Below are 23,676 nucleotides of genomic sequence, written 5' to 3'. Positions count from 1 at the left end.
GAGCTTTCATGCCAGCATCCAATGTGAAGCAGCAATGCGAAGTTTCGAAGGACAAACTTAAGGAAGCGATTGATAAGCTTGAGCAATTTTTAAATGAGTATTCGCTAACTGCTCTTGTTCAAGGGAATGAGGAAGACGAGACTGTTAGTTTCTATAAAGGATTCCTGACGGATATTCGGCATTTGCTCGTATTCACGGAGCAGAGCTATGAACGGCTGGGTGTTGCGTTAAGAAGAGCAACCTTTGATACGGCATTTGGCGAGCGCTGCTTGTACGAAGTGTATCATCATTGTGTGAATGCTTTCTTCTACCCGAAGAATGAGTGTTATTCAGAGGATGGTCGATACGCGTATACGGGTCAAGACGCAATTCGTTTCCGGAAGAAGCCTGTTCGAGCAGCGAGGGATATTGTTCTGTCGGTTGTGAAGCTGTTCGAAGATCTCCGCGATGAGCTGGCCTATTATGAGAGTGACTATTTAACGCAGCGTCGTATGCAAGGCTCGAAATAAGGAATTCCAAATATATCAATTACGAAGACGTTCCGTTTATGCCACGGAGCGTCTTTTTCGTTAGATCATGGCAGGAAGAGAGCAGGATATGACATCACGGACTAGGACATGCTGATAACACGGAGGTGATGGATGTGAGTGAAAAACCTGTAGTTCGCTGCAGCGTATCCAACTGTAAATTTTGGGGGGATTTTCGCTGTCAAGCTTCTGAAATTATGATTGATATTGATGCACATGCTAATGTAAAGGCCAATTCAGAGTTCGCGGACGAATCGTTCCGAGGCGATCATAAGGATACAGCCTCTAAGTCCTCTTCAACATGCTGTCAGACGTTTGTGCCCAAATGATCTTGAACGGAAGCTAGGAGTGAGGTGTGATGTTAGGTCACAAAGCACGCAATTCACGCCGTTTGAAGCGGCACCGGGTTAGAAGTCATACCGCGAGAAATCGAGAACAGCAGCAGGATGTAGAATTTGGGCAAGAAGCGGGAACTCTCTCAGACACGCTTCGCATTGCAACACAGCATTCGAAGATCAATCATTGGTCGGGTATTGGCATGCTGGCCGTTATTTTCTCGATTATCGCCTTCTTTCTATTTCCAATTCCGATGGGGATTGGGGCCGCCGCGTTAGGTGTTCTTGCCTACTTGCAGGGAAGTCGTTCATCTGGAATCTTTGCGACCGTTGCTGGGTTATTAGCCGTCCTTGTCCAATTCATAACGATGTCATCATAAGTGAGTATTCAAGCTTGAACCGGTAAGTTGCCCCGGATCAGGCTTTTTCTATATGGGGAGCAAGGGAGCATTAGCTGCATGAAGGATCGATAAGAACATGGGATTAGGGATGGTGCTTTTATGTTGAAACGTGTAAAATAAGTAACATCTTATTTCGTACATGAGATCAACAACGGTGAGGAGCCGATTGCGCCTCGATCCGATTTTGATCTTTTTTGTTGTCATGAGGAGGGAATGTGGTGAGCGCAACTCAGTTGTATTTCGATCATTGTGCATCGACTCCCCCCCATCCGGATGTTATTCGGACGGTTGCGGAGGTGATGGGGCAGGTGTATGCCAACCCTTCATCGATTCATGGTGCTGGGGGGCAAGCAGAGCAGCTTATTCGACGCTCGCGCGAGGTTGTAGCTCGTGCCCTGGAAGTGGAGCCCGAAGATATACTGTTCACATCAGGGGCGACAGAGAGCAATAACATTGCTATATTCGGTATTGCGAAGGCCTATCAAGCTGCAGGCAAGCCAATCCATATGATCGTATCTGAAGTTGAACATGCATCCGTATATAAATGTGTTCAGCAGCTAGAGCAGGAGGGGATTGAGGTTACCTACCTTCCTGTGGATGAGAACGGCCGAGTCCGTCCTGACGAAGTGGAGGCTGCAATTCGGCCTCATACAATACTCGTTAGTATCATGCACGTCAACAATGAAATGGGTGCTATACAGCCTATTGGAGAAATTGGAGATATGCTGCGCCGCTACCCAAAAGTAACGTTCCATGTGGATGGGGTGCAGGGCCTAGGGAAGGTTCCCGTTCGTCTTGCTGAATGGGGTGTAGACCTATATAGTCTCTCGGGACATAAGATTCAAGGGCCACGTGGGGCTGGCGTGCTCGTTAAGCGGAAGCAAGTCGCATTGAAGCCGCTAATGTATGGAGGTTCTCAAGAGGGGGAGCTTCGTCCTGGTACAGAGAATGTCCCCTGCATTGTAGGGCTTGCTAAGGCGGTCAGACTAGCGGTCGAAGGGCAGTCTGAACGCTATGACAAGCTTGTTCGCCTGCGTCAATTCGTACTTGAACATTTGTCACAGATGAAGCCGCTTGTTGTGAACAGTCCTGCTGTTCCATATGGCGCTCCACATATCATCAATGTATCATACCCTGGAATGAAATCAGAGGTTGTGGTTCACGCCCTCGAACAGCGTGGCATTATTGTATCAACACAATCCGCGTGTTCATCGAAGCTCCATAAGCCCAGCCGTGTGCTGCTGGCGATGACGCATGACTCTCAAGTTGCTGCAAGCGGAATCCGCATCAGTCTGGATACGAACTGCTCTGAGGATGAGTTGAAGCGGCTTGTACAGAGTTTCAAGCAAATGACAGAACAATTGCAATCTCTTGTGCAGCGATAATATAGGTATTGGAATCGATAGCAAGCGAAAGGCAGGGAAAGAGAAAATCATGGAATACGATATGATTCTTCTTCGTTATGGGGAAATCACAATTAAAGGCAAGAACCGCAGCAAGTTTGAAAAGGCAGCTTACCAGCATGTCAATGCAATGCTTAGTCCTTTTCCTAATGCTAAAGTCATTAAAGAATACGGTCGACTCTATGTTGAGCTGAATGGTGAGCCATTAGACGAAATGATTCAAGTGCTCAAGCATGTGTTCGGTGTGGTGTCCATTAGTCCAGTTAAGCGAACTCCTTCTGAGCTAGAGCCGATTATTGAAACGGCCGTCCAATTAATCCGTGAGATGAATCCTGCGGATGGGACAACCTTTAAAGTTTCTGCGAAGCGTGCTTGGAAGGGATTCCCGCATGGCAGCCAGGAGATGAATTACCTTGTTAGTGCGCCTGTGCTGCGCGAGTTTGAGGGGCTTAAGGTCGATGTGCGCAAGCCTGAAATTGATTTGCGCGTTGAGGTTAGAGAAGAATGGACCTATGTGTATAGCGAAGTTGTACAAGGTGCGGGAGGCTTCCCATTGGCATCCAACGGCCGCGGCGTGCTGCTTCTATCTGGGGGGATTGACAGTCCAGTTGCCGGCTATGAAGCATTGCGCAAAGGGCTGCAACTGGATGCGATTCATTTCCACAGCTATCCGTTCACAAGTGAACGGGCGCAGCGGAAGGTGCTCGATCTTGCTCAAGTGCTTGCGAACTATGCAGGACGGATGCGTGTGCATATGGTTCCCTTTACAGATATCCAGACTCGCCTTCATCAGAGTGGACATGATAACTTACTTATTACGTTGATGCGCCGTGCCATGCTGCGCATTGCCACACAAATTGCAGAGCAGCGCAATGCGCTGGCAATCGTAACGGGAGACAGCTTGGGTCAAGTTGCGAGCCAGACGCTTGGCAGCATGAATGTCATCGGCCGTGCGACAGATCTGCCATTGCTTCGTCCGCTTGTTACGGTGGACAAGGATAAGATCATTCGTGAAGCAGAGTATATCGGAACTTACGACTTGTCCATTCTTCCCTATGAAGATTGCTGTACTCTATTCATTCCGAAATCGCCGGCGACGAATCCGAATTTGAATATCGTTGAGCATGCGGAACGTTCTATCCCCGAGCTGGATGATCTCATTAAAGCTGCTGTGGAAAACACGGAAGCGATCCTGCTGAAGGCGGGCGGCTCGCCTGATGATGCAATCGTGTTGTCGGGTAAAGACAAAGACAAGGTAGCGAATGCGAATGAGCCTGCTCAGGTTGTACAGATAGCAGATGAGTCTGCTGGGCCGGCAGCGCCAGCAACTGGAGATTGGTTCTAAACAATTGGATTGACTTGTTCTGCGCATTGGCTAGCGAATTGCGGAATAGCTCGGCCTCCTCTGTCATAGACCTAACTACAGGGGAGGGACGGGCTGTGGAATCGATATGGTTGTTAGTGGAGATTATGCTGATTAACTTGGTGCTTAGTGGAGACAATGCAGTCGTAATTGCCATGACGAGCAGACGCTTGCCTAAGCAACAACAGCAGCAAGCCATCTGGTGGGGCGCCGCAGGCGCGGTTGTACTTCGTATTGTGCTGACTGTAGCGGCATTATGGTTAATCAACATTCCGCTCCTGAAGGCAGCGGGAGGGGTTATGTTGTTCGTTATCGCGGTTCAACTGATTGCTGAACAGGAACCTGCAGATACCCGGGATAACGAGGCCCACTCCTTATGGGGGGCTATTCGAATTATTCTATTAGCCGATGTGGTCATGAGTCTCGACAATGTGCTGGCGATTGCAGCGGTAGCCAAGGGAAATCTGGCATTTGTTGCAATCGGCATAGCGCTAAGTATTCCCATTATCGTGTGGGGAAGCGGGTTCATCAGCATATGGCTTCAGAAAATGCCGCTGCTTCTGTATGCGGGTGCAGGGATACTTGGCTATACCGCGGGCGAGATGATTGCGTCTGATGAACGATTGGCGGTATGGCTGCCCGCCATGTGGATCAAGCTTCATTACGGATTCCCGTGGATCGCTCTTGCGCTCGTCGTGCTGCTCGGATTTTGGTTTCGGCGCCAGGTACGTTATTAGCTCTTTTTGATCTTCTGCAATAGATAGTCGGAACAGATGCTTTGTACCTGCCGTACGCTGATGGCAGGTTTTTTCTATTATGAATAGAGGGCGGTTATGGAAGTCTCAGGAGGGTTTGGTAAGGGTATTGTGTTTTTTTCAAGGAGCAGGTAGTAATTTTACGAACTTTCATATACACTAGAAAAAGTAAAAAACGACGCGAATTGCGTCACATCGTGTCCGAATCAGAAATCTGGACATGGAGGTTGACCTATGCCTAGAAACCAACAAGTGATTGGCATTGCTATATTGGCTGCAGGCTTATTCATTTTGCTTGGGAAAATGGGAGTGTTTGCTTTCATCGGCGGTACGATGTGGCCGCTCCTCATGTTCCTTATTGGTATTGCCTTGTATGTATTTGCACGAATGGCAATCCTGCCGCCTGTAATGATGGTTCCAGCAGGTATGCTGACGATGTATGGCGTCCTGTTCATGCTAAGCCACTGGATCAATTGGAGACTGTTCGGGTATTTATGGCCACTGCTTCTCATTGGGATTGGCGTGGGCCTGTATGGATACTACGCATACGATCCATACCATCCGAGAGGCGCATGGCAAGGCGCGCTGTTGTTCGGTGGGGTCGGTGTATCCATGCTGATCTTGATGCTCGTATTTGCAATTGGTACGTATATGATTGCCGTTGCACTCATACTTGCCGGAGCAGGGCTTGCATTTGGCGGACTCAGAAATCGATTCCGTTAATGGAAGCACTAGCTGGCGAACATGTAAGCGTAAAGTTCTGAAGTGTCCGTGCTAACATGCTTCAGAATGACCTATCGTAGGAATAGATGCCGCCCTCTATGGCGGCTTTATTCGTGGTTAGCTTGATTTGGATTTTTGGTATGATTCCACACCCAGAAAGGAAAGATTTTACGATGCAAGACAGAAGCTTACTTCGCAATATCGCAATTATCGCACACGTTGACCACGGGAAAACGACGTTGGTAGACAAACTGCTTCAACAATCCGGTACATTCCGTGAGCATGAAGCTATTCAAGAACGCGCAATGGACTCCAATGACTTGGAGCGTGAACGCGGAATTACGATCCTGGCTAAAAATACAGCCATCACGTACAAAGATAACCTGATTAACATTGTAGATACACCAGGCCACGCTGACTTCGGCGGCGAGGTAGAACGCATAATGAAAATGGTTGACGGCGTATTGCTCGTCGTGGATGCATTTGAAGGCTGCATGCCGCAAACGAAGTTCGTACTTCGCAAAGCGCTTGAGAGCCAATTGACGCCAATTGTTGTTGTAAACAAAATTGACCGTCCAAATGCTCGTCCAGAAGAGGTCATCGACGAAGTGCTTGAGCTGTTCATCGAGCTTGATGCGAATGATGAGCAATTGGACTTCCCAGTTGTATATGCATCTGCGCTTAACGGTACATCGAGCATGGAATCCGATCCTGCGAAACAGGAAGAGAACATGCAGGCATTGTATGAGACGATCATCTCCCACATCCCTGCACCAACTGAAAATCCAGAAGAGCCATTGCAATTCCTCGTTACTTTGCTCGATTACAACGAGTACATGGGACGTATTGCGATTGGTCGTGTGAACCGTGGTACGATCCGTCAAGGTCAATCTGTAGCGGTTATTAACCGTGAAGGGAAGACGAAGCAGGCACGCATCGAGAAGCTGTTCGGTTTCCAAGGGTTGAAGCGTGTTGAGCAAGAAGAAGCTGGAGCGGGCGATATCATTGCCATTGCCGGCATTAAGGATATTAACATTGGTGAGACGATTGCAGATCCGGCGAATCCAGAAGCACTTCCGGTTCTTCATATTGATGAGCCTACTCTGCAAATGACGTTCCTCGTGAACAACAGCCCATTTGCAGGGCGTGAAGGGAAATGGGTTACATCACGTAAGCTGCGCGAGCGCTTGATGAAGGAACTGGAGACAGACGTCAGCCTTCGTGTTGAAGAGACCGACAGCCCGGATGCATTTATCGTGTCAGGTCGTGGTGAATTGCATTTGAGTATTTTGATTGAGAACATGCGCCGTGAAGGATACGAGCTGCAAGTTTCGAAACCAGAAGTTATCATCAAAGTTGTGGATGGTAAGAAGACGGAGCCGATTGAGCGCTTGCTTATCGACATTCCAGAAGAAGCTACAGGCCCGGTAATGGAAAGCTTGGGAACGAGAAAAGCAGAAATGGTCAACATGATTAACCATGGCAATGGCCAAGTGCGTTTGGAGTTCTTGATCCCTGCACGTGGTCTTATCGGATACAGCACGTACTTCTTGACGCTGACACGCGGATACGGCATCATGAACCACGCGTTTGACAGCTATGGCCCATATGCTGGCGGTCAAGTTGGCGGACGTCACCAAGGCGTTCTCGTATCGACAGAAACAGGAAATTCAACACTGTACGGCATTATGTCCGTTGAAGATCGCGGTACGTTGTTCGTAAACCCAGGTACGGAAATTTATGAAGGTATGATCGTTGGTGAGCACAACCGCGACAACGATATCGTCGTAAATATTTGTAAAGAGAAGGCGTTGACGAACGTTCGCTCCGCAACCAAAGACGATACTGTCAAAATGAAAACTCCTGTTCTATTCTCTTTGGAACAAGCTTTAGAGTATTTGAATGATGATGAATATTGCGAGATTACACCGTCTTCTGTACGGTTGCGCAAAAAAATACTGAACAAAAGCGAGCGTGAACGCGCAGAAAAGACGCGCAAAGTATCCGAATCCCATGTATAATGGGATTTGGACAACTTTGGCAAAGGAGTGAGCGTTTACGATGCAGGAATGGTTGGCTTCCCATCCCTTTGTAAGTTATGCGCTTATTTATCTGTTAATCGTGTATGTGTTCAATAAAGTCTTCCGTGTGCAGAAACTCCCGATATTGAAGGAGGTACTGATCTATTTGCTGATGGGATTGGGCGCGTTTGTTCTGCTCATCTTTCAAATAGACAAGCTGCCAATCATTCAATGTTTGTTTGTCGCGGTCGCTTTAATGTTCATGGTACGCATTCGCTATTTTATGGAAGCTCGCCGCAAGAAGGCGACAGATTCAAAGAACTAATGGATTGTGCGTCATCGTTATCACCATCACCGACACGCAAAGGGGAGAGAAGGCCGGATGATGAAGCTGCAAGTTGCACTATTCAATTGGCTGCAAATTCATATTGTGTCTGAGCAGCGCCCGGATGATGGGGCAGCGAAGGAGACGGTACAATTTTTTGAGACAATCTTGAAGGAGGATCATCAACTGACCTCCTTCGAGGCTTGCTTGGATGGATCGGATGAGCGATATGTCATTACGTATTGGCGGGAAGAAGAAATGAGCACAGAAGTATTCGACCGCGAAGATGCAGAGCGATTATGGCAGGACATCGAAGCGAATCCGAAATACAATGAGTAAGTGAGGTAAGATATGAATTCATCGACACCATTGCCACCTAGAACGAAGCAGAAACGGCGGAAGTCGCCTGAGAGGAAGCCCTCCGAAGGGAAGTCTTCCACGAAGAAGCGAGGGATGCCGAAATGGTTGAAGGTGACCCTTATCACCGCGCTTATCGCAGCTGTTGTCGTTATATTCATTGTCGGATATTTTGCTTGGTATGCGAACAACAAGTTGAACGATATTTCTACAGTTGCTAAACAGGGCGGCGGCAGTTCAACGGTGCAAGATACGCTTTCACCGAACAAGGAGCCTTTTTCCTTCATCTTGCTCGGTATCGACTATCGGCCAGAGCTGCCTGGACGTCGTACTGATGTTGTCATGGTCGGCGCAATGCATCCGGAAACACAGGAAGCGGTGCTTGTTTCTTTGCCGCGTGATACGTATTTCGAACTGCCCGGCTATCATCCGGATAAGCTAAATCATTATTATCCGAAGTTCTTCACACTTAAGGAGCAAGGCAAGTTGGACAGCGCTACTCCAGAAGATGAGATGAAACTGATGCTTGGCAAGTATATGGGCATGCCGATCGACTATGCCGCAGTGATTAACTTCCAAGGCTTCTCTGATGTCGTGGATGCAGTCGGCGGCGTCAACGTGAACGTGGATCAGAATATGTGCTATAACGATAATGCGGATGGAACTCATATCAAACTGAAGACAGGCCAGCAAACGCTCGATGGCAAGAACGCCCTTGACTTCGTTCGCTACCGCAAATCGAACTGCCGTCCGATGACGAAGGGCACGACAGATATGGACCGCAACGTCCGCCAGAATGCAGTGCTGAAGGAAATCGTCGGCAACATGCAATCGCTTGGCGGTCTAACAAAGGTAACAGGCGTTATTGATGCGATGGCTGATAACTTTAAAATTGATATGACACCGGACCAAATTCGCAGTTCCATTTCTACGTACTTGGGAATTAACCGCGATAACATCCACTACATCTCTGTAGATGGGAATTGGGTTAGCCCGTACATCTATCCGGACACGGTGAAGTTGGAAGAGGGCAAGCAGGCGATTAAGGATGTACTTGCCGGCAAATCATTGAAATCAACCTTATCCGGAGAAGGCGGAGCGGACTCGCAGCATGCGAATACAACCCAACCTGGCTCCTAATGGATAAGGGTATGCAATTTTTGAAGCATCATTAATATAATAGAGTAAAGCTGCAATTATGATGTGGAGGAGGTCTGAGTGATGTCCGAAGCTTTGATGATGGGTAATCCCTTATTGCAACATAAGATGTCCCAAGGGTCTCATCTGTTATCCGATCAAACAGGCATCGGGACGGCCTATTGCCCATCTGCAGCTGTTATGCTGGATCATGAATATGACGATGTCTTCATGCGAAAAGCCTAGTGGAACCCCACTAGGCTTTTCGTGCGTCAATATGCTTGTCCGGTCTTCACGCGGCCGTGCGGCAATCATGCAGCTACATCTGTTTTTTCAGTTTAGGCTGGTCTGTATTGCGGGATGGATCAATATGTTGGACGTCGCTTGGCATCTGCGGCACGATGCGGCCCATAATATCTGCAAGTTCTTCTGTAAAGCCAGAAATAGGGTGGCCTTGCCGAATATCAACCGCCATCTCATGAAGACGCTGATTCAAATCGATATCTGCGGTAACAAGTGCATGGGCGCCATATTTGTCTTTGCTGAGAACCTCTGCAACGGAATATTTGACAGTTCCGACTCGAGAGCGTTCTAGGCTCGCATCGACGTCAATCCCGACAATTGCGGTATTGCCGAATACGACACAGTTAACGTTGCGAACCCCCGGCACCTTCCTAGCCAGCGCAGTTAAGTGTTCGCGAACGGCTTCCCGATCGTGAATGACCGGTTTTCCATTATTCGTCGATCTCGCCTTAACTTGATTGGAGGAGTTATTCGTAGCAGCGTGCTTATTCGCGTTGCCGCATCCGGCGATGAGTCCGATGACAAGCATGGCAATTAGCAACATACGCATGAATTCATCGTTCCTTTCTTTGTTCGTTGGTCAAATAAGTAGTGCGGCATGTGTACTGACTATAGTGTGAGCGGTGCCTGCATTTTTTATGTAACACCGAGCGCGGCTGTCCGCTGGTGTTGCAAGTACGGGCATGCGAACTGAAAGGGAGATCGTATGAGTAAAATTTTTGTACTGGATACGAATGTGTTGCTGCATGATCCGAACGCATTATTTGCATTTGGCGACAATGAAGTGATTATCCCGGCAGTTGTACTGGAAGAGATTGATTCGAAGAAACGAAATGCAGATGAAATCGGGCGCAATGCCCGTACTGTTTCCCGTTTGCTAGACGGGCTTCGCGATGTAGGCCATCTTCATTCGGGGGTTAAACTGCACAACGGTGGAACGTTGAAGGTGGAGTTGAATCATCGCAGCTTTGTCAAAGTACAGGAGATGTTCGGGGAAGTATCGAATGACAATCGGATCTTGGCCGTGGCATTGAATTATCATTTAGAGCAGGAGGAACGGCAACCCGAGCCAGCAACTGTCATTCTAGTAAGCAAGGACGTGCTTGTGCGAATCAAGGCAGATGTATTGGGATTGCATACAGAGGACTATATGTCAGATCGTACCGTACAATCTGGCGATGAGTTGTATAATGGCTGCGTCACCTTATTCGTTCATCCTGGGGTGATCGATGAATTTTATTCCTTCCGGCATCTCCCCATCCGCAGCTTAAATGTCAATATGTCATTTCACCCGCATGAATTCGTCATCTTGAAAGATAACATGGGGACGAGTAAGTCTGCTTTGCTCAAGGTGAGCGCAGACGCCAAGAAGCTTGAGCCGCTATTTCTCAGTAATGATCCCGTGTGGGGCATTACTGCACGGAACGCTCAGCAGCGTATGGCGCTTGAGCTGCTGCTCAATGACGATATTCCCCTTGTTACTATGGCAGGGAAGGCAGGTACAGGCAAGACGTTGTTGGCGCTTGCAGCTGGCCTCATGAAGGTGGAAGATGAGCGCAAGTATAAGAAGCTTCTCATTGCAAGGCCAGTAGTGCCAATGGGGAAGGATATCGGGTACTTGCCAGGGGAGAAGGAAGAGAAGCTTCGGCCTTGGATGCAGCCGATTTATGATAATTTGGAATTTCTGTTCGATACGAAAAAAGCTGGGGACATTGAGAAAATATTGCTGGGTATGGGCAATATCCAAGTTGAGGCGCTCACTTATATTCGTGGCCGTTCCATACCAGGACAGTTCATCATCATTGATGAGGCTCAGAATTTGTCCAAACATGAAGTGAAGACAATCGTATCCCGAGTCGGGGAAGGAAGTAAAATTGTCCTCATGGGAGATCCAGCGCAGATTGATCATCCTTATCTGGATTCAGCAAGCAACGGTCTCACCTATCTGGTGGAACGGTTTAAGACAGAAAGTGTAAGCGGCCATGTCACCCTTGAGAAGGGAGAACGCTCCCGACTCGCTCAGCTTGCAGCTGATCTCCTATAGAGTCATTAGTGAGCGACAGCCCTCAGAGCCTCTGGATAGTCCCAGGGGCTTATTTTTTTGCTCTAATGACGCATTCAGATAGGGACAGCTAGTGCGTTCGGTGCTACAATAAGGATGTGGAAAAGTCAAAAATGGTAACGTGGGAGGAGAATGAGTGCCGAACTTAAAAAAGCTGCTAGTTGCGGTTATTATGATTTTCGTTTCGTTACTCTTGCTGTCCCAATTTCATATAGATGATCAATTATTCGTACCATCACAGCCCTCAACGAATGAGGTAGCCAATCGCCCGCCTAAGGCGAAGAAGAGTCCAGAAACGTGGAAGCAGCTAAGAGTGCAGGTGAACCTGTCACCTATATCATTTATCCAACTCAATCAAGCCAATCAGACTTTTATTGACGAAACGGGCATCTATGTAGAGCTTGTCAATACGACAGATAAATTGACTGATGCTGATTGGTTCAATCAGCTGGTTCAGGAATATAGTGCGGACATTATGCTGTCAGACAGTGTTTCCGTAATGGGCTTTGCCAAAAAGGGGTGGCTGCTGCCGATTGAGCAGTCATCGAATGCTGGTTTCTCCTCTCCGGCATGGCTAATGAATCAACTGAAGTGGAATGGGTATACGTGGGGAGTACCTGCTCAGATTGATCCTTATGTGCTGGTATGGAACAAGGAATTAATGGCCGGCAGAACCAAAGAATCCTTGCCTTCTAATTGGGAGGAGTGGAAGAGGATCCTTGACCCTAGCAGTCAGGAGGGGGCTTCTGCTCTGCTTGAGCGTGGTACAGCTGCTGTAGAATTGCGTGCTATGCCTCAAGCCTGGTTTGCCTGGCATGATGGAGATAAGGAAGCCTTCTTATCGTTAATTCGGCGGTTGGGCTTGCTATGGCCGGAAGTGAATCAAGCGCCATTGATGCGTGCCGATTGGTATGCGAAGGGAGTTGCCGACAATGCGCAAGGATCCGGTCTTAAGTGGAACCAACAGTTAGCCCAGCTGGAGTCTTATCGAGCTCATTTTATACCTTGGGGAGAGAAAGCGAGCAAATCAGATACGTGGGATTTGCTGCGTGCCGGTCGAGTAGCCTTTGGGATCGTTCCCTATTCGGAAGCAGTGGCCGAGGTTAGTGAACCGCTAGCGATTGAAGCGCCAGCCGATGTACATCTTCCTGCTGGGCAGTGGGCAACGAGCAGAAGCTATATGATTGCTTCCAGTTCACAGCATGAAGCGGAGGCAAGGCAATGGATTGATTATATGACGAGTCTTGCGGTTCAGCGAGAATGGTACGATACATTGTCTGTGCTGCCTGCTCACGAACAAGCATACATAGATCGCTGGAGAGATATCCGTCGCTGGCTGCCAGATATGTTCCTGCCTCAAGCCAATCAAGGAGCGGCGTTATTTCATGCAATGGAACCGATTTATGGATGGATTGGGACAGCTGAGCTTTGGCTGAAGGGGGCTGCAACAACAGAGCAGCTCCAGAAAGAATGGAATCATTCAAGCACGATCAGCAGATAGCGGGATTGAGTATCCATCCATGGTACAATGCACTGGATACGGCCATCTGCTGATTCTCTGAACGAGGAGAAGCCCTAGCCTTACCGCCTTACCAGCTGAGCGCCAGCTTGACGGTAAGGCTTTTGTCTTCAATTGTCACTTCTTTGGCTTCAATAAAAGATACGAGCTGCTTCGGGTAGAATCCAAGATCGAATTTTTGCTCCAACTCTGTACGCGTCGACTCGGGCAGTTCAAGCCCATTGAACAACATTCGATCAACATGGAACAAGATTCGATTCTCAGGTTCCGATTCTATCGTATAATGTCCTTCGATACGTACGCTCATGCCAGAGCGCGAGCCTTCAGCGGCGATCATGCCTTCCTTGAATTGGAATGCAAAGGTTTCGAACATGGGATCCTGCTCACGGAGAAACTGATTGAGTTGTTCTTCCTTGACTGTGATCGTATAATTAGTACCCTCGATGCTAAGGCTTCCACTATTTTTGACAAAATCGGGGAGCTTGTTCATCGCATTCGCCAATGCTCGGAAATAATGACGAACTTCATAAAGTCCAACGTTCTGCCAGTAAGTTGTAAACTCTTGTATAAGTGCATTCATCGCTTTAGGATCATTGCTGGCCGATATGTCAGCGTCCAGCTTCTGCTGCAGCCGCTTGAGCCGATCGCGCTGATCAATCAGCTGAGTGCGTACCGTTGAAAGCTCCCTTTCCAGACGCATATGCTGATCTCTTGTCTGACGCAAGGCTTGCGTTTGTTCCTTATAGTCATTCATAATGTCCTGATCAGACTGGAAGAGGATCTGGAAATATTCGAATAACTGAAACATATCTTGCAGCTGATCCGCAGAAAGAACAGCCTGGAGCATCATGTCTCGTTCTCCAATATAATAAGCGCGAAGCACACGACCGGCTTGTTCTCGCTTCTGTTCCAAGGCGGCTTCGCGGGTCTGAAGCTCAGCTTCCGTTCGTGAACGTTCTTTGGCTGTCGATGCTTCCTGAACGGAGATACGATCGATCTCCTTATCCAGTTCTGTGATAGAGAGACTCTGTTGAAGCAGCTGCAGCTCTTCAGCGGTAGGCTGAATGCTCCATTGTACAGGTGAAGCTGGCTCCGCACCTGTCGCACACGGAACGATCGCGATGAGCTGCATCGATAGTAGAAGTCCGATAAGCGAGCGCCATGCGCGTGTCGTTGTGGTCATGAGGCGACCTCCTTAAATAGTTGCACAACATTATCGTATGTTCAGATCGGGTTGGACATGACCTGAACCCGTGGTTGTGTACATAGAGTTGTATACATGGATGATACTTGCATGACTTAGCAAGATACTTCTATTGAACCTGCATAGATAGAAAGGAAGGACTGTATGTCTCATTATCAGCCGAATCCCGTCCTCATTCAATACTTAATTAACCAAATTGAACAATCCGATAGCAGCTGCATCCCTTTCTCGCAGTTTATGGGCACCTGTCTGTATCACGCAACAGACGGATATTATATGTCAGAACGACCGAAGATCGGGCGTAATGGCGATTTCTATACAAGCTCGAATATCGGCTCAATCATGGCTGAGATGCTTGCTGTCTATGTAGAACGACGCACAAGGGAGCGTGGCTGGGATGCTGATTCCATCACGCTGGTAGAATGGGGAGCTGGTACAGGACGACTCGCACTGCAGATGAGCCAGCGGCTTAAGTATGATCGCTTCGAAGGCTATAAGCATGTCATTGTGGAAAGAAGCCCTCATCATCAGAGACTAGTATCCGAATTGCTCGGAGGAGAGCGGGTTCCAATTACTTGGTGGGATGAACAGGTGTTTGAACAAGAGGCTCCTACACGGCGCCTGTTCGTTGTAGCCAATGAACTGCTTGATGCATTCCCAGTCGAGCGCATCCGGCATCATGATGGCCGGTATGAACAGTGCTATGTGAAGTGGGATGAGGAGAAGGAGCAATTCATGCCGCTATGGCTGCCCGCAACGGAAGATATTCTCCTATGGCTAGAGGAGCATGAAATTCAACTTGTGGATCAGCAAATTTTCGATGCGGGGATTGCGATGACGGCTTGGATGACCTCAATTTTAAGTCAGGTGGGGGAAGCAGAGTTCATATTTATTGATTATGGGGATGGAACGAATGAGCTGACAGCAGCACATCGGATGGAGGGGACACTGATGTGTTACCATCGTCATCAGGCTCATGACAACCCTTGGATTCATATTGGCGAGCAAGATATCACGTCGATGGTGGATTTCGATATTTGCCAGCGTGTTGCGAAGCAAGTGAATGCTGCGATCATCGGTTATATGACACAAAAGTCATTTTTACTCGAACAGGGGTTGCTAAATGAATTGCAGCAGCATACCAACCCAGATCCGTTCAGTGCGGAAGCGCGTCGCAATCGTGCCATTCGACAATTGCTGCTGAGTGATCAGATGAGTGAACGGTTTCATGTACTCCTGCTGTCTTGCGGTTCGGAACCGGAAATTGGAATATTATAAGATTCAACACAAAAGAAGCGCCATGAGATCGCCGATCTCTTGGCGCTTCTTTCTGTATCTATTCATTCTTTCATTCATTATCCGTCCGCAACAAGTCAACAGACAGTGATGCTGCTTAGTAAGGGTTTTTCATAACGAAGACGCTCCAGTACGAAAAGCCGCTGAAGCATACGACCATGTACGCCCAAAACAGCATTGTATATGTACGTTCGGACAATTTCAAGTAACCCAGCAATACAAAAAAAGCAGTCTGCATGAAGAACAGGAGCGCCATCTCAATCATGTCTCCTGCGAACGCCATCAGACCGATTACTAATGTCCAGAAGCCGAGTACGCGATACATCCGTGCCACGATTCATCCCCCTCTCGTTACGTTCAACCCAACATTTACTATTGACATTATAGCGTTCTAGCCATCTGGTGTAAACTGCCAATCTTGATGGATTAACGAACTTTTTCGGAATCTCCCCTTCATTGTGATCTATTGTATGGACAGGCATACGTATGATTCATAGAAAAAATGGATATACATTTTAGTATCCGATAGATTCTATGAACTCTACCATGGGCATAGAGATGGAATAAGCGGTTGATTACCGACTGATCATCCTTCGTCACTTGCTTCAATGCATATGGCGTGGGTGCTGTATACAACCGAATTGAATGAGTGTCGTTAGGAGGGTATCGCATGACAGCAATTAGACAAGATGCGTGGACAGCGGACGATGATTTGATTTTGGCAGAAGTGACGTTAAGACATATTCGAGAAGGAAGTACTCAGCTAGCTGCTTTTGAAGAAGTAGGGGAAAAGATTGGCCGCACCTCTGCGGCTTGCGGATTCCGCTGGAATAGCTGTGTCCGTAAAAAATATGAAGCTGCCATTCAGCTTGCAAAAGCACAGCGTCAAAAGCGAAACTATATGAAAAAGCAGTCTATTGGTGCACAGGTGGCCTCTATTGCATTGGCGGACAGTGAAGAAGTCGGCCTTAAGCCAGAGCTCATTACCGAAGAATCACTTTCCATGGATATGGTGATCCGCTTCTTGCGTCAATGGCGCAACAGTTATCAAGAGCTGTCGCGTCAATTGAAGCATACGGAGAAAGAACTGCATGAGAAGGAAGAGCAGTATCATCGTCTGCGTGAAGAGAATGAGTATCTCTCCAAACAGGTGAATGCCGTTCAAACGGATTACCGTACGGTAAATGATGATTATAAGGCGCTCATTCAAATTATGGATCGTGCTCGCAGATTAGCGATTTTAAGTGAAGAAGAGGACGACTCCAAAACTCGCTTTCGGATGGACGCCAATGGCAACCTAGAGCGAATTGAATAGTTCCATCCGCTTACAGAAAGCGTGAAGGGAGAGCATTGCTCACTCTTTGCGCTTTTTTGTGTTTTTGCATTCGGTTTGATATAACAAATAGGATACTTGTACACAAGGGAAGGTGCCTGATATGGTTATCGATATTATTGGCGGGGGGTCATTGGGGCTGCTTCATGCAGCGATGCTGATGAGAACACGTAATTCAATAGATAGCAGCAATACGAAGGTGAGGATGTGGACACGAACTCCGGAGCAGGCGGAGCTAATTCGTAGTCAAGGGATTCATCTCGAGGATCTGGATGGGAGGCAGGCCCATATCTATCCAGTACATGCCTATCCGTTGGCAGAAGCAGGAAAAGTACTTGAACGGACAGGTATGAGAGCGAGCAGCATATGGTTGTTCGTGAAGCAGACACATATTGATTCTGAGCTTCTTAGTCAGTTAGAGAAGTTTCCTAGAGAGCAGACAGCTTCATTGGTGTGCTATCAGAATGGGGTTGGTCATATGGAAGCACTTAGTGCGATATGGCCGCACGAGCAATTAATATGGGCGGTTACAACGGAAGCGGCTAAGCGAGTAAATTGCAATGAGGTTGTACATACGGGGCACGGGCATACGTCAATTGGCATCTGGGAGCCTGCTGGAAGCCGAACAGAACAAAAGGAATTAGTCAATTCTTTATGTTTGTCAACAAAGAAGTTGCTAGAAAATGCAGGATTTCAAACGTTTTTGTCGAACAACATCGAAGGTATGGTTTATCAGAAATTGCTTGTCAATGTCATTATTAATCCATTAACGGCTGTGCTGCGCATCAAGAACGGTCAACTGCTGCTGCAAGAGGACAGGCTGTCTTTAATGAAGGAGTTGTTCGGCGAGGCTGCTGCGGTATACCGAGCGGCTCATATTTCTATCGATGAAGAGAAGGATTGGGAGCGGGTTGTTCAGGTGTGCCGGATGACTTCGTCCAATTCGTCGTCCATGCTTCAAGATGTAGAAGCGGGAAGAAGGACAGAAATAGAGGCAATAACGGGGGCACTTATCCGAATGGCTGATCGATATGAGGTTGCAGTACCGCTTCATCGTATGATGTACCGTCTTATTCTAGCAAGTTGCGAATAACATTTCCCGTGCTGATCCCTTGTTGAGAGGAGTGAGTCTACCCGAATATGTTTCAACTGATGTTTGACGGATTCGTTCTGCTTTCTTTACTGCCCTTCTTTCCATTTCTTATTACTTGGCTAATTGGTAGGGGGCTGCTTAAACCGAAGAAGAGGGCAATTAAGCTGGCAATGGATATAACGACGGTGTTTCTCATTGCCTCGGTAGGTGGTTTATATAATACGTTGTTTGACTCTAAGGCAGGATTTTATTGGATACTGTTCTTTCTGTTAATCGCAGCAGGGTTAATCGGTGGGTTGCAACAGCAGAAGTATGGCAGGTGGGATCCGAGAAAATTGATTCGTGTCATTTGGCGAATAACTTTCTTCTTGCTTGGCGTACTGTACGTTTTCTTGCTATTGATTGGAATAATTATTTATTCGGCAAGCATGTAGGATAAGCTATACTCATAAAGGTAGATTATTGATAGGACTCATGCGCCAATATCAATGGATGATGGCAGCTAGTTGTTGAATTGTGCATGAAGGAATGGAATACATAATCTTTGTTTTGACGGTCAGAAGCCGCATTGTGTACAATCGAGACGAGGCAAAAAGGGAGGCGGCTATCTTTGAAATGGCCAATATTATCTATTCCGGTTCAGCAACCGCTGACCGTACAGTACATGGAACGCGAACCATCTGTTGTCGAGACGTTCTACGAATATCATCCGGACTTGGATTGGGAGAAGAGAGCGGATTGGGTGGAGCGTTCGGGACAGCTAAGAGTGAATCGCACACGCTTGGCCGATGTGCTTACCCGCTATAATGAGCGGTTCAATAACAGCCAAGCTGTACGAGATTCCATAGAACGACTGAAGGATGAGCGGTCGTTAGTCGTTGTAGGGGGACAGCAGGGCGGCTTGTTTACGGGTCCGCTGCTTGTTCTGTATAAAGCAATTTCCATTATTCGAATGGCGCAAGAAGCAGAAATCAAATTAGCAAGACCAGTGGTTCCTGTCTTCTGGATTGCTGGAGAGGATCATGATTTTGATGAGGTTGATCATACGTATGTGGTAACCTCCGATCCTGCTGTACAGCGTATACGAATGGAGAAGCCAGGTGATCGACGTGCCCCTGTGAGCCATGTGAAGCTGGATGCTGCTGCATGGGAATCTGTTCTTACAGAGCTAGAGAGTTCCTTGCCCAAGACGGAGTTTACACCTGGGCTGCTCGAGCACCTGCGCGAATCAGTGGCTACTTGTGCCACGCTGTCAGATTCCTTCGCAGCGACTATGGGCCGACTATTTGGTGAATATGGACTCGTGCTCATCGATTCGGCAGATGACGGACTGCGCGAGCTTGAAGCGCCTATGTTCGAGGCAATCCTCCAGCACAATGACCGACTGGAGAAGGCTTACGACACCAGTGAGCAGCAGCTTGCTTCTTATGGCTATAGCCCTCAGGCGATACGTTCCGAACACAGCGCGAATGTGTTCCTCGTGCGTGACGGGGAGCGACACTTGCTGCATAAGGAGAACGGGCAATTCGTCAATCATCGCCAAGGAATATCGTGCACGATGGAGCAGATGTTGGACATCGCACGGAATTCACCGCAGGAGCTGAGCAATAATGTATTGACGAGACCGCTTATGCAGGACTATTTATTCCCAGTACTGGCTACCGTGCTTGGACCAGGAGAAATTGCTTACTGGGCGCAGACGAAGCAGGCATTCAGAGAGCTGGGCATGAGAATGCCAATCATATGGCCACGCATGGGATTTACTTGTATTGAGGGGACACTAAATAAGCTTCTGGATAAGTATGAGTTGTCGGTTGAAGATGTTGTGTATCATTACGAAGCAAGAAGAGCTTCGTGGCTGCAAGCGCAGGATGCACTTCACTTGGATGAACGCTTCGAGACGCTGCGTGCAGAAGTGGATACCAGATATACGGAGCTGCTGGAGGACCTTGTCGCATCGCTTCCTGCACTTGGGAAACTTGGTGCTACGAATCATAATAAAGTACTTGAACAGATTGATTTCCTTCATCACCGTGCTAAGGACGCGATGGCGAAGCAGCATGAATCAGGTTTGCGGCAGTGGGAACGGCTGCATGTCTCCCTTCATCCGCTTGGCAAACCACAGGAACGTGTATTGAATATGCTAGGGTATGCCTGCCGTTACGGTGAGAATTGGTTTGCGATGTTGATGGAGGCTCCTGTCGTATGGAGAGGGGAACATCGCATCGCCCTGTTGTCATAAGCTATGTTAAGAGCATGAGCTGGAAAGACCCGATTTCCTGAAATCAAGACGGATCATGAAATGGCTTCTTAATCCAAAATGGGAGAGGATGAACTGTCCATGAGTAATACACCAACTCGTAATACAAATGCGGCAAACAAGAGCATCATCCGAGATATTGCATTGGCACCAGAAGGTCATTTGAAAATTGAATGGGTTCAAGCGCATATGCCTGTGCTTAACCGCATTCGGGAACAATTTGAGGCGGAGCAGCCGTTCAAAGGACTCAAAGTAGCAATATCGCTTCATTTGGAGGCGAAGACCGCTTATTTGGCGAAGGTCGTTCAAGCTGGCGGCGCAGATGTAACGATAACAGGAAGCAACCCGTTGTCGACGCAGGATGATGTATGCGCTGCGCTAGTTGAAGACGGCATTACTGTATACGCCAAGTACAACCCAGATCCGGAAGAATATAAGCAGTTGCTTATTCACACATTGGAGACGAAGCCTGATTTGATTATCGACGATGGCGGAGATTTGGTCTCGATTCTGCACGCTGAGCGCCCTGACTTGCGTGATCAAGTGAGAGGCGGCGCGGAAGAAACGACTACAGGCATTCTCCGCTTGAAGGCGATGGAGAAGGATGGCACGCTTCAATTCCCGATGGTTGCCGTTAATGATGCGTATTGCAAGTATTTGTTCGACAACCGTTATGGTACTGGTCAGTCGGTATGGGATGGCATTAATCGTACAACGAATCTGGTTGTAGCCGGCAAGACGGTGGTCGTGGTCGGGTACGGATGGTGCGGCAAGGGTGTTGCCATGCGTGCCAAAGGTCTCGGCGCGAATGTCGTTGTTACCGAGGTGGACGCGATCAAAGGCGTAGAAGCCTACATGGATGGATTTACAGTGCTGCCGATGATCGAAGCCGCTCGTGTAGGAGATATCTTTGTGACCGTCACAGGCAACCGTGATTGCATCCGTGGTGAGCATTATGACGTGATGAAGGACGGTGCCATCTTGTCCAATGCTGGACATTTCGATGTTGAAGTGAATAAGCCTGAGCTTGAGGCTCGTTCCACATCTGTACGTACGGTACGCAAGAACATTGAAGAATACATGCTGCAAGATGGCCGCAGTATCTACTTGCTGGCTGAAGGCCGTCTAGTCAATCTGGCTGCAGGGGATGGCCATCCAGCTGAAATTATGGATATGACATTTGCGCTTCAAGCAATGTCCTTGAAATATGTAAATGATCAATATCAATCCATTGGGAAAAAAGTTGTCAATGTGCCGTATGAGCTTGACGAGCAAGTTGCACGCTACAAGCTGGAGTCGCTCGGAATCTCCGTAGACACGCTTAGCAGCGAGCAAAAGTCTTACTTGGAGAGCTGGCAAGAGCACTGATGGAATGAAGCGATGAAGCCTGTATCAGACAAGAAGGAAGAACCGCCATTAGCGATATGCTAGTGGCGGTTTTATTTTGGGTATGAAGCTTACCTATGCAACATATTTCTTGGCAATTCGTCTATTGATTGAGTATGGAGAACAAAGCCATTACATCCAAGATATCCATGCCAAGATGATAGAGGGGGCATACGGGATGAAAAAGAGAAATTGGGGATGGCAAACAGTCGTGCTGGCGTCGCTTCTGCTGTTGCTGCTTCTTGGTGGCTGTAGTTCGGCATCAGACAGCCAAGGGTTAAAAATGGCGGGGAATACAGCGCCAGAAGCGGCTCAGATGGAAGCGACTAGTAATGATGCTGCTGTAAGCAGAGAGGAACCATTACAGGTGGGTGCGGGGCAGCAAGTGCAGGTAAAGACCGATCGCAAGCTCATTTATGAAGCGCAGCTTCGCATGGAAGTTGCCGACTACGGGGCTGTGAAAGAGAAGCTGAATCGATTCATTGCGCAATCACAAGGCTATGTGCTGCAATTTTCGGAGACGGACAGCGAGCGAGGCGGATCCTATGTCATTAAAATTCCTGCTGTTGGATTTCAATCGTTCATTGATGAGCTAGGCAAGTGGGAGTCGATCTCCTATACTCGTCAATATTCGGCTAATGATGTGACCGAGGAGTATGTTGATTTACAGGCGCGGCTTAAGGCGCGCCGCACAGTAGAGTCAAGACTGCTGTCCTTCATGGAGAAGGCCACGAAATCGGAAGATTTATTAAACTTCTCGAATGAACTGGGGAATGTACAATCGGAAATTGAACAAATTGTGGGGAAAATGAGATATTATGATAACAATGTAGCGATGTCCACGATTACATTGGATATGGTTCAACGGCTTAAAGCGAAGCGTGGTCAAGCGCTTGAGGATGCATTTGGAACTCAAGTTGCGGATACCCTTGTAGGCAGTTGGGACGCTCTTGTAAAATGTGTGAAGTCTATTGTTCTCGTGCTTGTTGCGCTGCTTCCTTTTCTTTGTGCGCTGCTCATTATCGGAACTCCGATCTGGCTTATCACCAGAAAGAAGAGAGGAAGGAATGGAAACTTGAGCGGGAATACCGGGGAGAATGTGTTGGGATCAATAACACCAGCAGATGCTGAGGCGGCAGAGGCAGCATTAGAAGACGCAAGTAAAGACAAGGCTGCGGATTCTTCTGAAGTGCAGAGTGACACAGGCAACTCGGCTGTAGACAATGGCGAAGATAGAAGGTAAGAGCATGATTAGGCATGCTGATGTCCTGTCTTTGTATGTGTTAATGGAAACATATCCAAAATTTATATAGGCCTATTTCGCAATAAAATCCTGCTTTCTAGCAGGATTTTTTTCTTTTATGGCGAAGTATACATTCGTTGTGGAGGAAAGTGGGGCACTGTGGTGGATTTAGGGGGAGGAGTGGTGGCTGATGTTCATGGGCGAGTATCAACATAGCATCGATGACAAAGGCCGTCTCATCATACCTGCTAAGCTGCGTGACTCTTTAGGAACCACATTTATACTGACTCGAGGGTTGGATCAGTGTCTCTTCGTCTACCCTATGAATGAATGGGAAGCACTTGAGCAGAAGTTAAAGGCACTTCCCTTAATGAAGGCTGATGCTAGAGCCTTTACCCGTTTCTTCTTTTCTGGGGCAAGTGAATGTGAATGGGACAAGCAAGGTAGGGTTACAATCCCTTCCCATTTGCGCGGCTATGCACATTTGGAAAAAGAATGCATGGTTATCGGTGTCCAGAATCGGGTAGAGATTTGGAGCAAGGATGCTTGGGAACAATATGTAGAGCAGTCGGAATCCGCATTTAACGAAATTGCGGAGACGTTGGTTGATTTTAATTTTTAGGTGAACAT

General features: G+C 47.9%; 25 protein-coding genes. 22 read left to right on the top strand and 3 right to left on the bottom strand.

From position 1 onward, the window contains the following. Positions 1-8 precede the first annotated feature (8 nt). From RQP50_RS12145 to RQP50_RS12090, 12 genes are all read left to right on the top strand, one after another. Positions 9-509 (top strand): DUF3907 family protein, encoded by a 501-nt coding sequence (locus tag RQP50_RS12145; RefSeq protein ID WP_028531285.1) that lies wholly within the window; start codon positions 9-11, stop codon positions 507-509. 128 nt (positions 510-637) lie between these two features. After that, on the top strand, positions 638-856 hold the full coding sequence (locus RQP50_RS12140) for a DUF1540 domain-containing protein (RefSeq protein ID WP_028531284.1): 219 nt from the start codon (positions 638-640) through the stop codon (positions 854-856). A 29-nt stretch (positions 857-885) separates the two neighbouring features. Then, on the top strand, positions 886-1,242 hold the full coding sequence (locus tag RQP50_RS12135) for a hypothetical protein (RefSeq protein WP_315745620.1): 357 nt from the start codon (positions 886-888) through the stop codon (positions 1,240-1,242). 239 nt (positions 1,243-1,481) lie between these two features. Next, positions 1,482-2,648, top strand: a complete 1,167-nt coding sequence (locus RQP50_RS12130) for a cysteine desulfurase family protein (protein ID WP_315745619.1) — start codon at positions 1,482-1,484, stop codon at positions 2,646-2,648. 49 nt (positions 2,649-2,697) lie between these two features. After that, a complete protein-coding gene (gene thiI, locus RQP50_RS12125) occupies positions 2,698-4,011 on the top strand; it encodes a tRNA uracil 4-sulfurtransferase ThiI (protein ID WP_315745618.1) in 1,314 nt (437 codons plus the stop codon). Positions 4,012-4,106: 95 nt separating this feature from the next. Further along, entirely contained in the window at positions 4,107-4,766 is a 660-nt protein-coding gene (locus tag RQP50_RS12120; protein WP_315745617.1) for a TerC family protein, read from the top strand. Positions 4,767-5,018: 252 nt separating this feature from the next. After that, complete coding sequence (locus tag RQP50_RS12115; RefSeq protein ID WP_021256780.1) at positions 5,019-5,507, top strand: hypothetical protein; 489 nt, start codon at positions 5,019-5,021, stop codon at positions 5,505-5,507. A 173-nt stretch (positions 5,508-5,680) separates the two neighbouring features. After that, the gene (gene typA, locus RQP50_RS12110) at positions 5,681-7,528 is read left to right on the top strand and encodes a translational GTPase TypA (RefSeq protein WP_021256779.1); all 1,848 of its coding nucleotides are present in this window, start codon (positions 5,681-5,683) and stop codon (positions 7,526-7,528) included. A 40-nt stretch (positions 7,529-7,568) separates the two neighbouring features. Further along, the gene (locus RQP50_RS12105; RefSeq protein WP_021256778.1) at positions 7,569-7,853 is read left to right on the top strand and encodes a YlaH-like family protein; all 285 of its coding nucleotides are present in this window, start codon (positions 7,569-7,571) and stop codon (positions 7,851-7,853) included. A 60-nt stretch (positions 7,854-7,913) separates the two neighbouring features. Continuing rightward, a complete protein-coding gene (locus tag RQP50_RS12100) occupies positions 7,914-8,192 on the top strand; it encodes a hypothetical protein (RefSeq protein ID WP_028531282.1) in 279 nt (92 codons plus the stop codon). A gap of 12 nt (positions 8,193-8,204) precedes the next feature. Beyond that, complete coding sequence (locus RQP50_RS12095) at positions 8,205-9,350, top strand: LCP family protein (RefSeq protein ID WP_072728882.1); 1,146 nt, start codon at positions 8,205-8,207, stop codon at positions 9,348-9,350. Positions 9,351-9,431: 81 nt separating this feature from the next. Beyond that, positions 9,432-9,593 (top strand): hypothetical protein, encoded by a 162-nt coding sequence (locus RQP50_RS12090; RefSeq protein ID WP_155987174.1) that lies wholly within the window; start codon positions 9,432-9,434, stop codon positions 9,591-9,593. Positions 9,594-9,666: 73 nt separating this feature from the next. Here RQP50_RS12090 and RQP50_RS12085 read toward each other — a convergent pair whose 3' ends face one another. Further along, positions 9,667-10,200 (bottom strand): YhcN/YlaJ family sporulation lipoprotein, encoded by a 534-nt coding sequence (locus RQP50_RS12085; RefSeq protein WP_065290505.1) that lies wholly within the window; start codon positions 10,198-10,200, stop codon positions 9,667-9,669. A gap of 156 nt (positions 10,201-10,356) precedes the next feature. On the opposite strand from RQP50_RS12085, the gene RQP50_RS12080 reads away from it, so the two are divergent. Together RQP50_RS12080 and RQP50_RS12075 are read left to right on the top strand one after the other, a co-directional pair. Continuing rightward, positions 10,357-11,694 carry a PhoH family protein gene (locus tag RQP50_RS12080; RefSeq protein WP_072728881.1) on the top strand — a complete coding sequence of 446 codons (1,338 nt, stop codon included), beginning with the start codon at positions 10,357-10,359 and terminating at the stop codon, positions 11,692-11,694. A gap of 154 nt (positions 11,695-11,848) precedes the next feature. Then, on the top strand, positions 11,849-13,213 hold the full coding sequence (locus tag RQP50_RS12075; RefSeq protein WP_072728880.1) for an extracellular solute-binding protein: 1,365 nt from the start codon (positions 11,849-11,851) through the stop codon (positions 13,211-13,213). 88 nt (positions 13,214-13,301) lie between these two features. Here the strand turns inward: RQP50_RS12075 and RQP50_RS12070 are convergent, their stop codons facing one another. Continuing rightward, positions 13,302-14,414 (bottom strand): coiled-coil domain-containing protein, encoded by a 1,113-nt coding sequence (locus tag RQP50_RS12070; protein WP_072728879.1) that lies wholly within the window; start codon positions 14,412-14,414, stop codon positions 13,302-13,304. Positions 14,415-14,579: 165 nt separating this feature from the next. Here RQP50_RS12070 and RQP50_RS12065 point away from each other — a divergent pair, with 165 nt between their 5' ends. Continuing rightward, complete coding sequence (locus tag RQP50_RS12065; protein ID WP_072728878.1) at positions 14,580-15,713, top strand: class I SAM-dependent methyltransferase; 1,134 nt, start codon at positions 14,580-14,582, stop codon at positions 15,711-15,713. A 115-nt stretch (positions 15,714-15,828) separates the two neighbouring features. Here RQP50_RS12065 and RQP50_RS12060 read toward each other — a convergent pair whose 3' ends face one another. Next, a complete protein-coding gene (locus RQP50_RS12060) occupies positions 15,829-16,065 on the bottom strand; it encodes a DUF2626 domain-containing protein (RefSeq protein ID WP_021256770.1) in 237 nt (78 codons plus the stop codon). Between the two features lie 336 nt (positions 16,066-16,401). Here RQP50_RS12060 and RQP50_RS12055 point away from each other — a divergent pair, with 336 nt between their 5' ends. From RQP50_RS12055 to mraZ, 7 genes are all read left to right on the top strand, one after another. Next, entirely contained in the window at positions 16,402-17,046 is a 645-nt protein-coding gene (locus RQP50_RS12055; protein WP_315745616.1) for an RsfA family transcriptional regulator, read from the top strand. A gap of 121 nt (positions 17,047-17,167) precedes the next feature. Then, the gene (locus tag RQP50_RS12050) at positions 17,168-18,157 is read left to right on the top strand and encodes a ketopantoate reductase family protein (protein ID WP_315745615.1); all 990 of its coding nucleotides are present in this window, start codon (positions 17,168-17,170) and stop codon (positions 18,155-18,157) included. A gap of 47 nt (positions 18,158-18,204) precedes the next feature. Beyond that, positions 18,205-18,591, top strand: coding sequence for a DUF3397 domain-containing protein (locus tag RQP50_RS12045; protein ID WP_021256767.1), 387 nt, complete (start codon positions 18,205-18,207; stop codon positions 18,589-18,591). A 176-nt stretch (positions 18,592-18,767) separates the two neighbouring features. Further along, positions 18,768-20,399 carry a bacillithiol biosynthesis cysteine-adding enzyme BshC gene (bshC, locus tag RQP50_RS12040; RefSeq protein WP_072728876.1) on the top strand — a complete coding sequence of 544 codons (1,632 nt, stop codon included), beginning with the start codon at positions 18,768-18,770 and terminating at the stop codon, positions 20,397-20,399. A 99-nt stretch (positions 20,400-20,498) separates the two neighbouring features. Continuing rightward, positions 20,499-21,785: an adenosylhomocysteinase gene (locus RQP50_RS12035; RefSeq protein ID WP_315745614.1), complete on the top strand. Its 1,287-nt coding sequence runs from the start codon at positions 20,499-20,501 to the stop codon at positions 21,783-21,785. Between the two features lie 196 nt (positions 21,786-21,981). After that, entirely contained in the window at positions 21,982-23,046 is a 1,065-nt protein-coding gene (locus tag RQP50_RS12030; RefSeq protein ID WP_083545099.1) for a DUF4349 domain-containing protein, read from the top strand. 190 nt (positions 23,047-23,236) lie between these two features. Continuing rightward, positions 23,237-23,668, top strand: a complete 432-nt coding sequence (gene mraZ, locus RQP50_RS12025; protein ID WP_044356991.1) for a division/cell wall cluster transcriptional repressor MraZ — start codon at positions 23,237-23,239, stop codon at positions 23,666-23,668. The last annotated feature ends 8 nt before the right edge of the window (positions 23,669-23,676 follow it).

The organism is Paenibacillus suaedae (assembly GCF_032337355.1).
Classification (GTDB): domain Bacteria; phylum Bacillota; class Bacilli; order Paenibacillales; family Paenibacillaceae; genus Paenibacillus_B; species Paenibacillus_B suaedae.
Note: the sequence above shows the minus strand (reverse complement) of the source record. Positions and strands in the feature narration are given on the sequence as shown.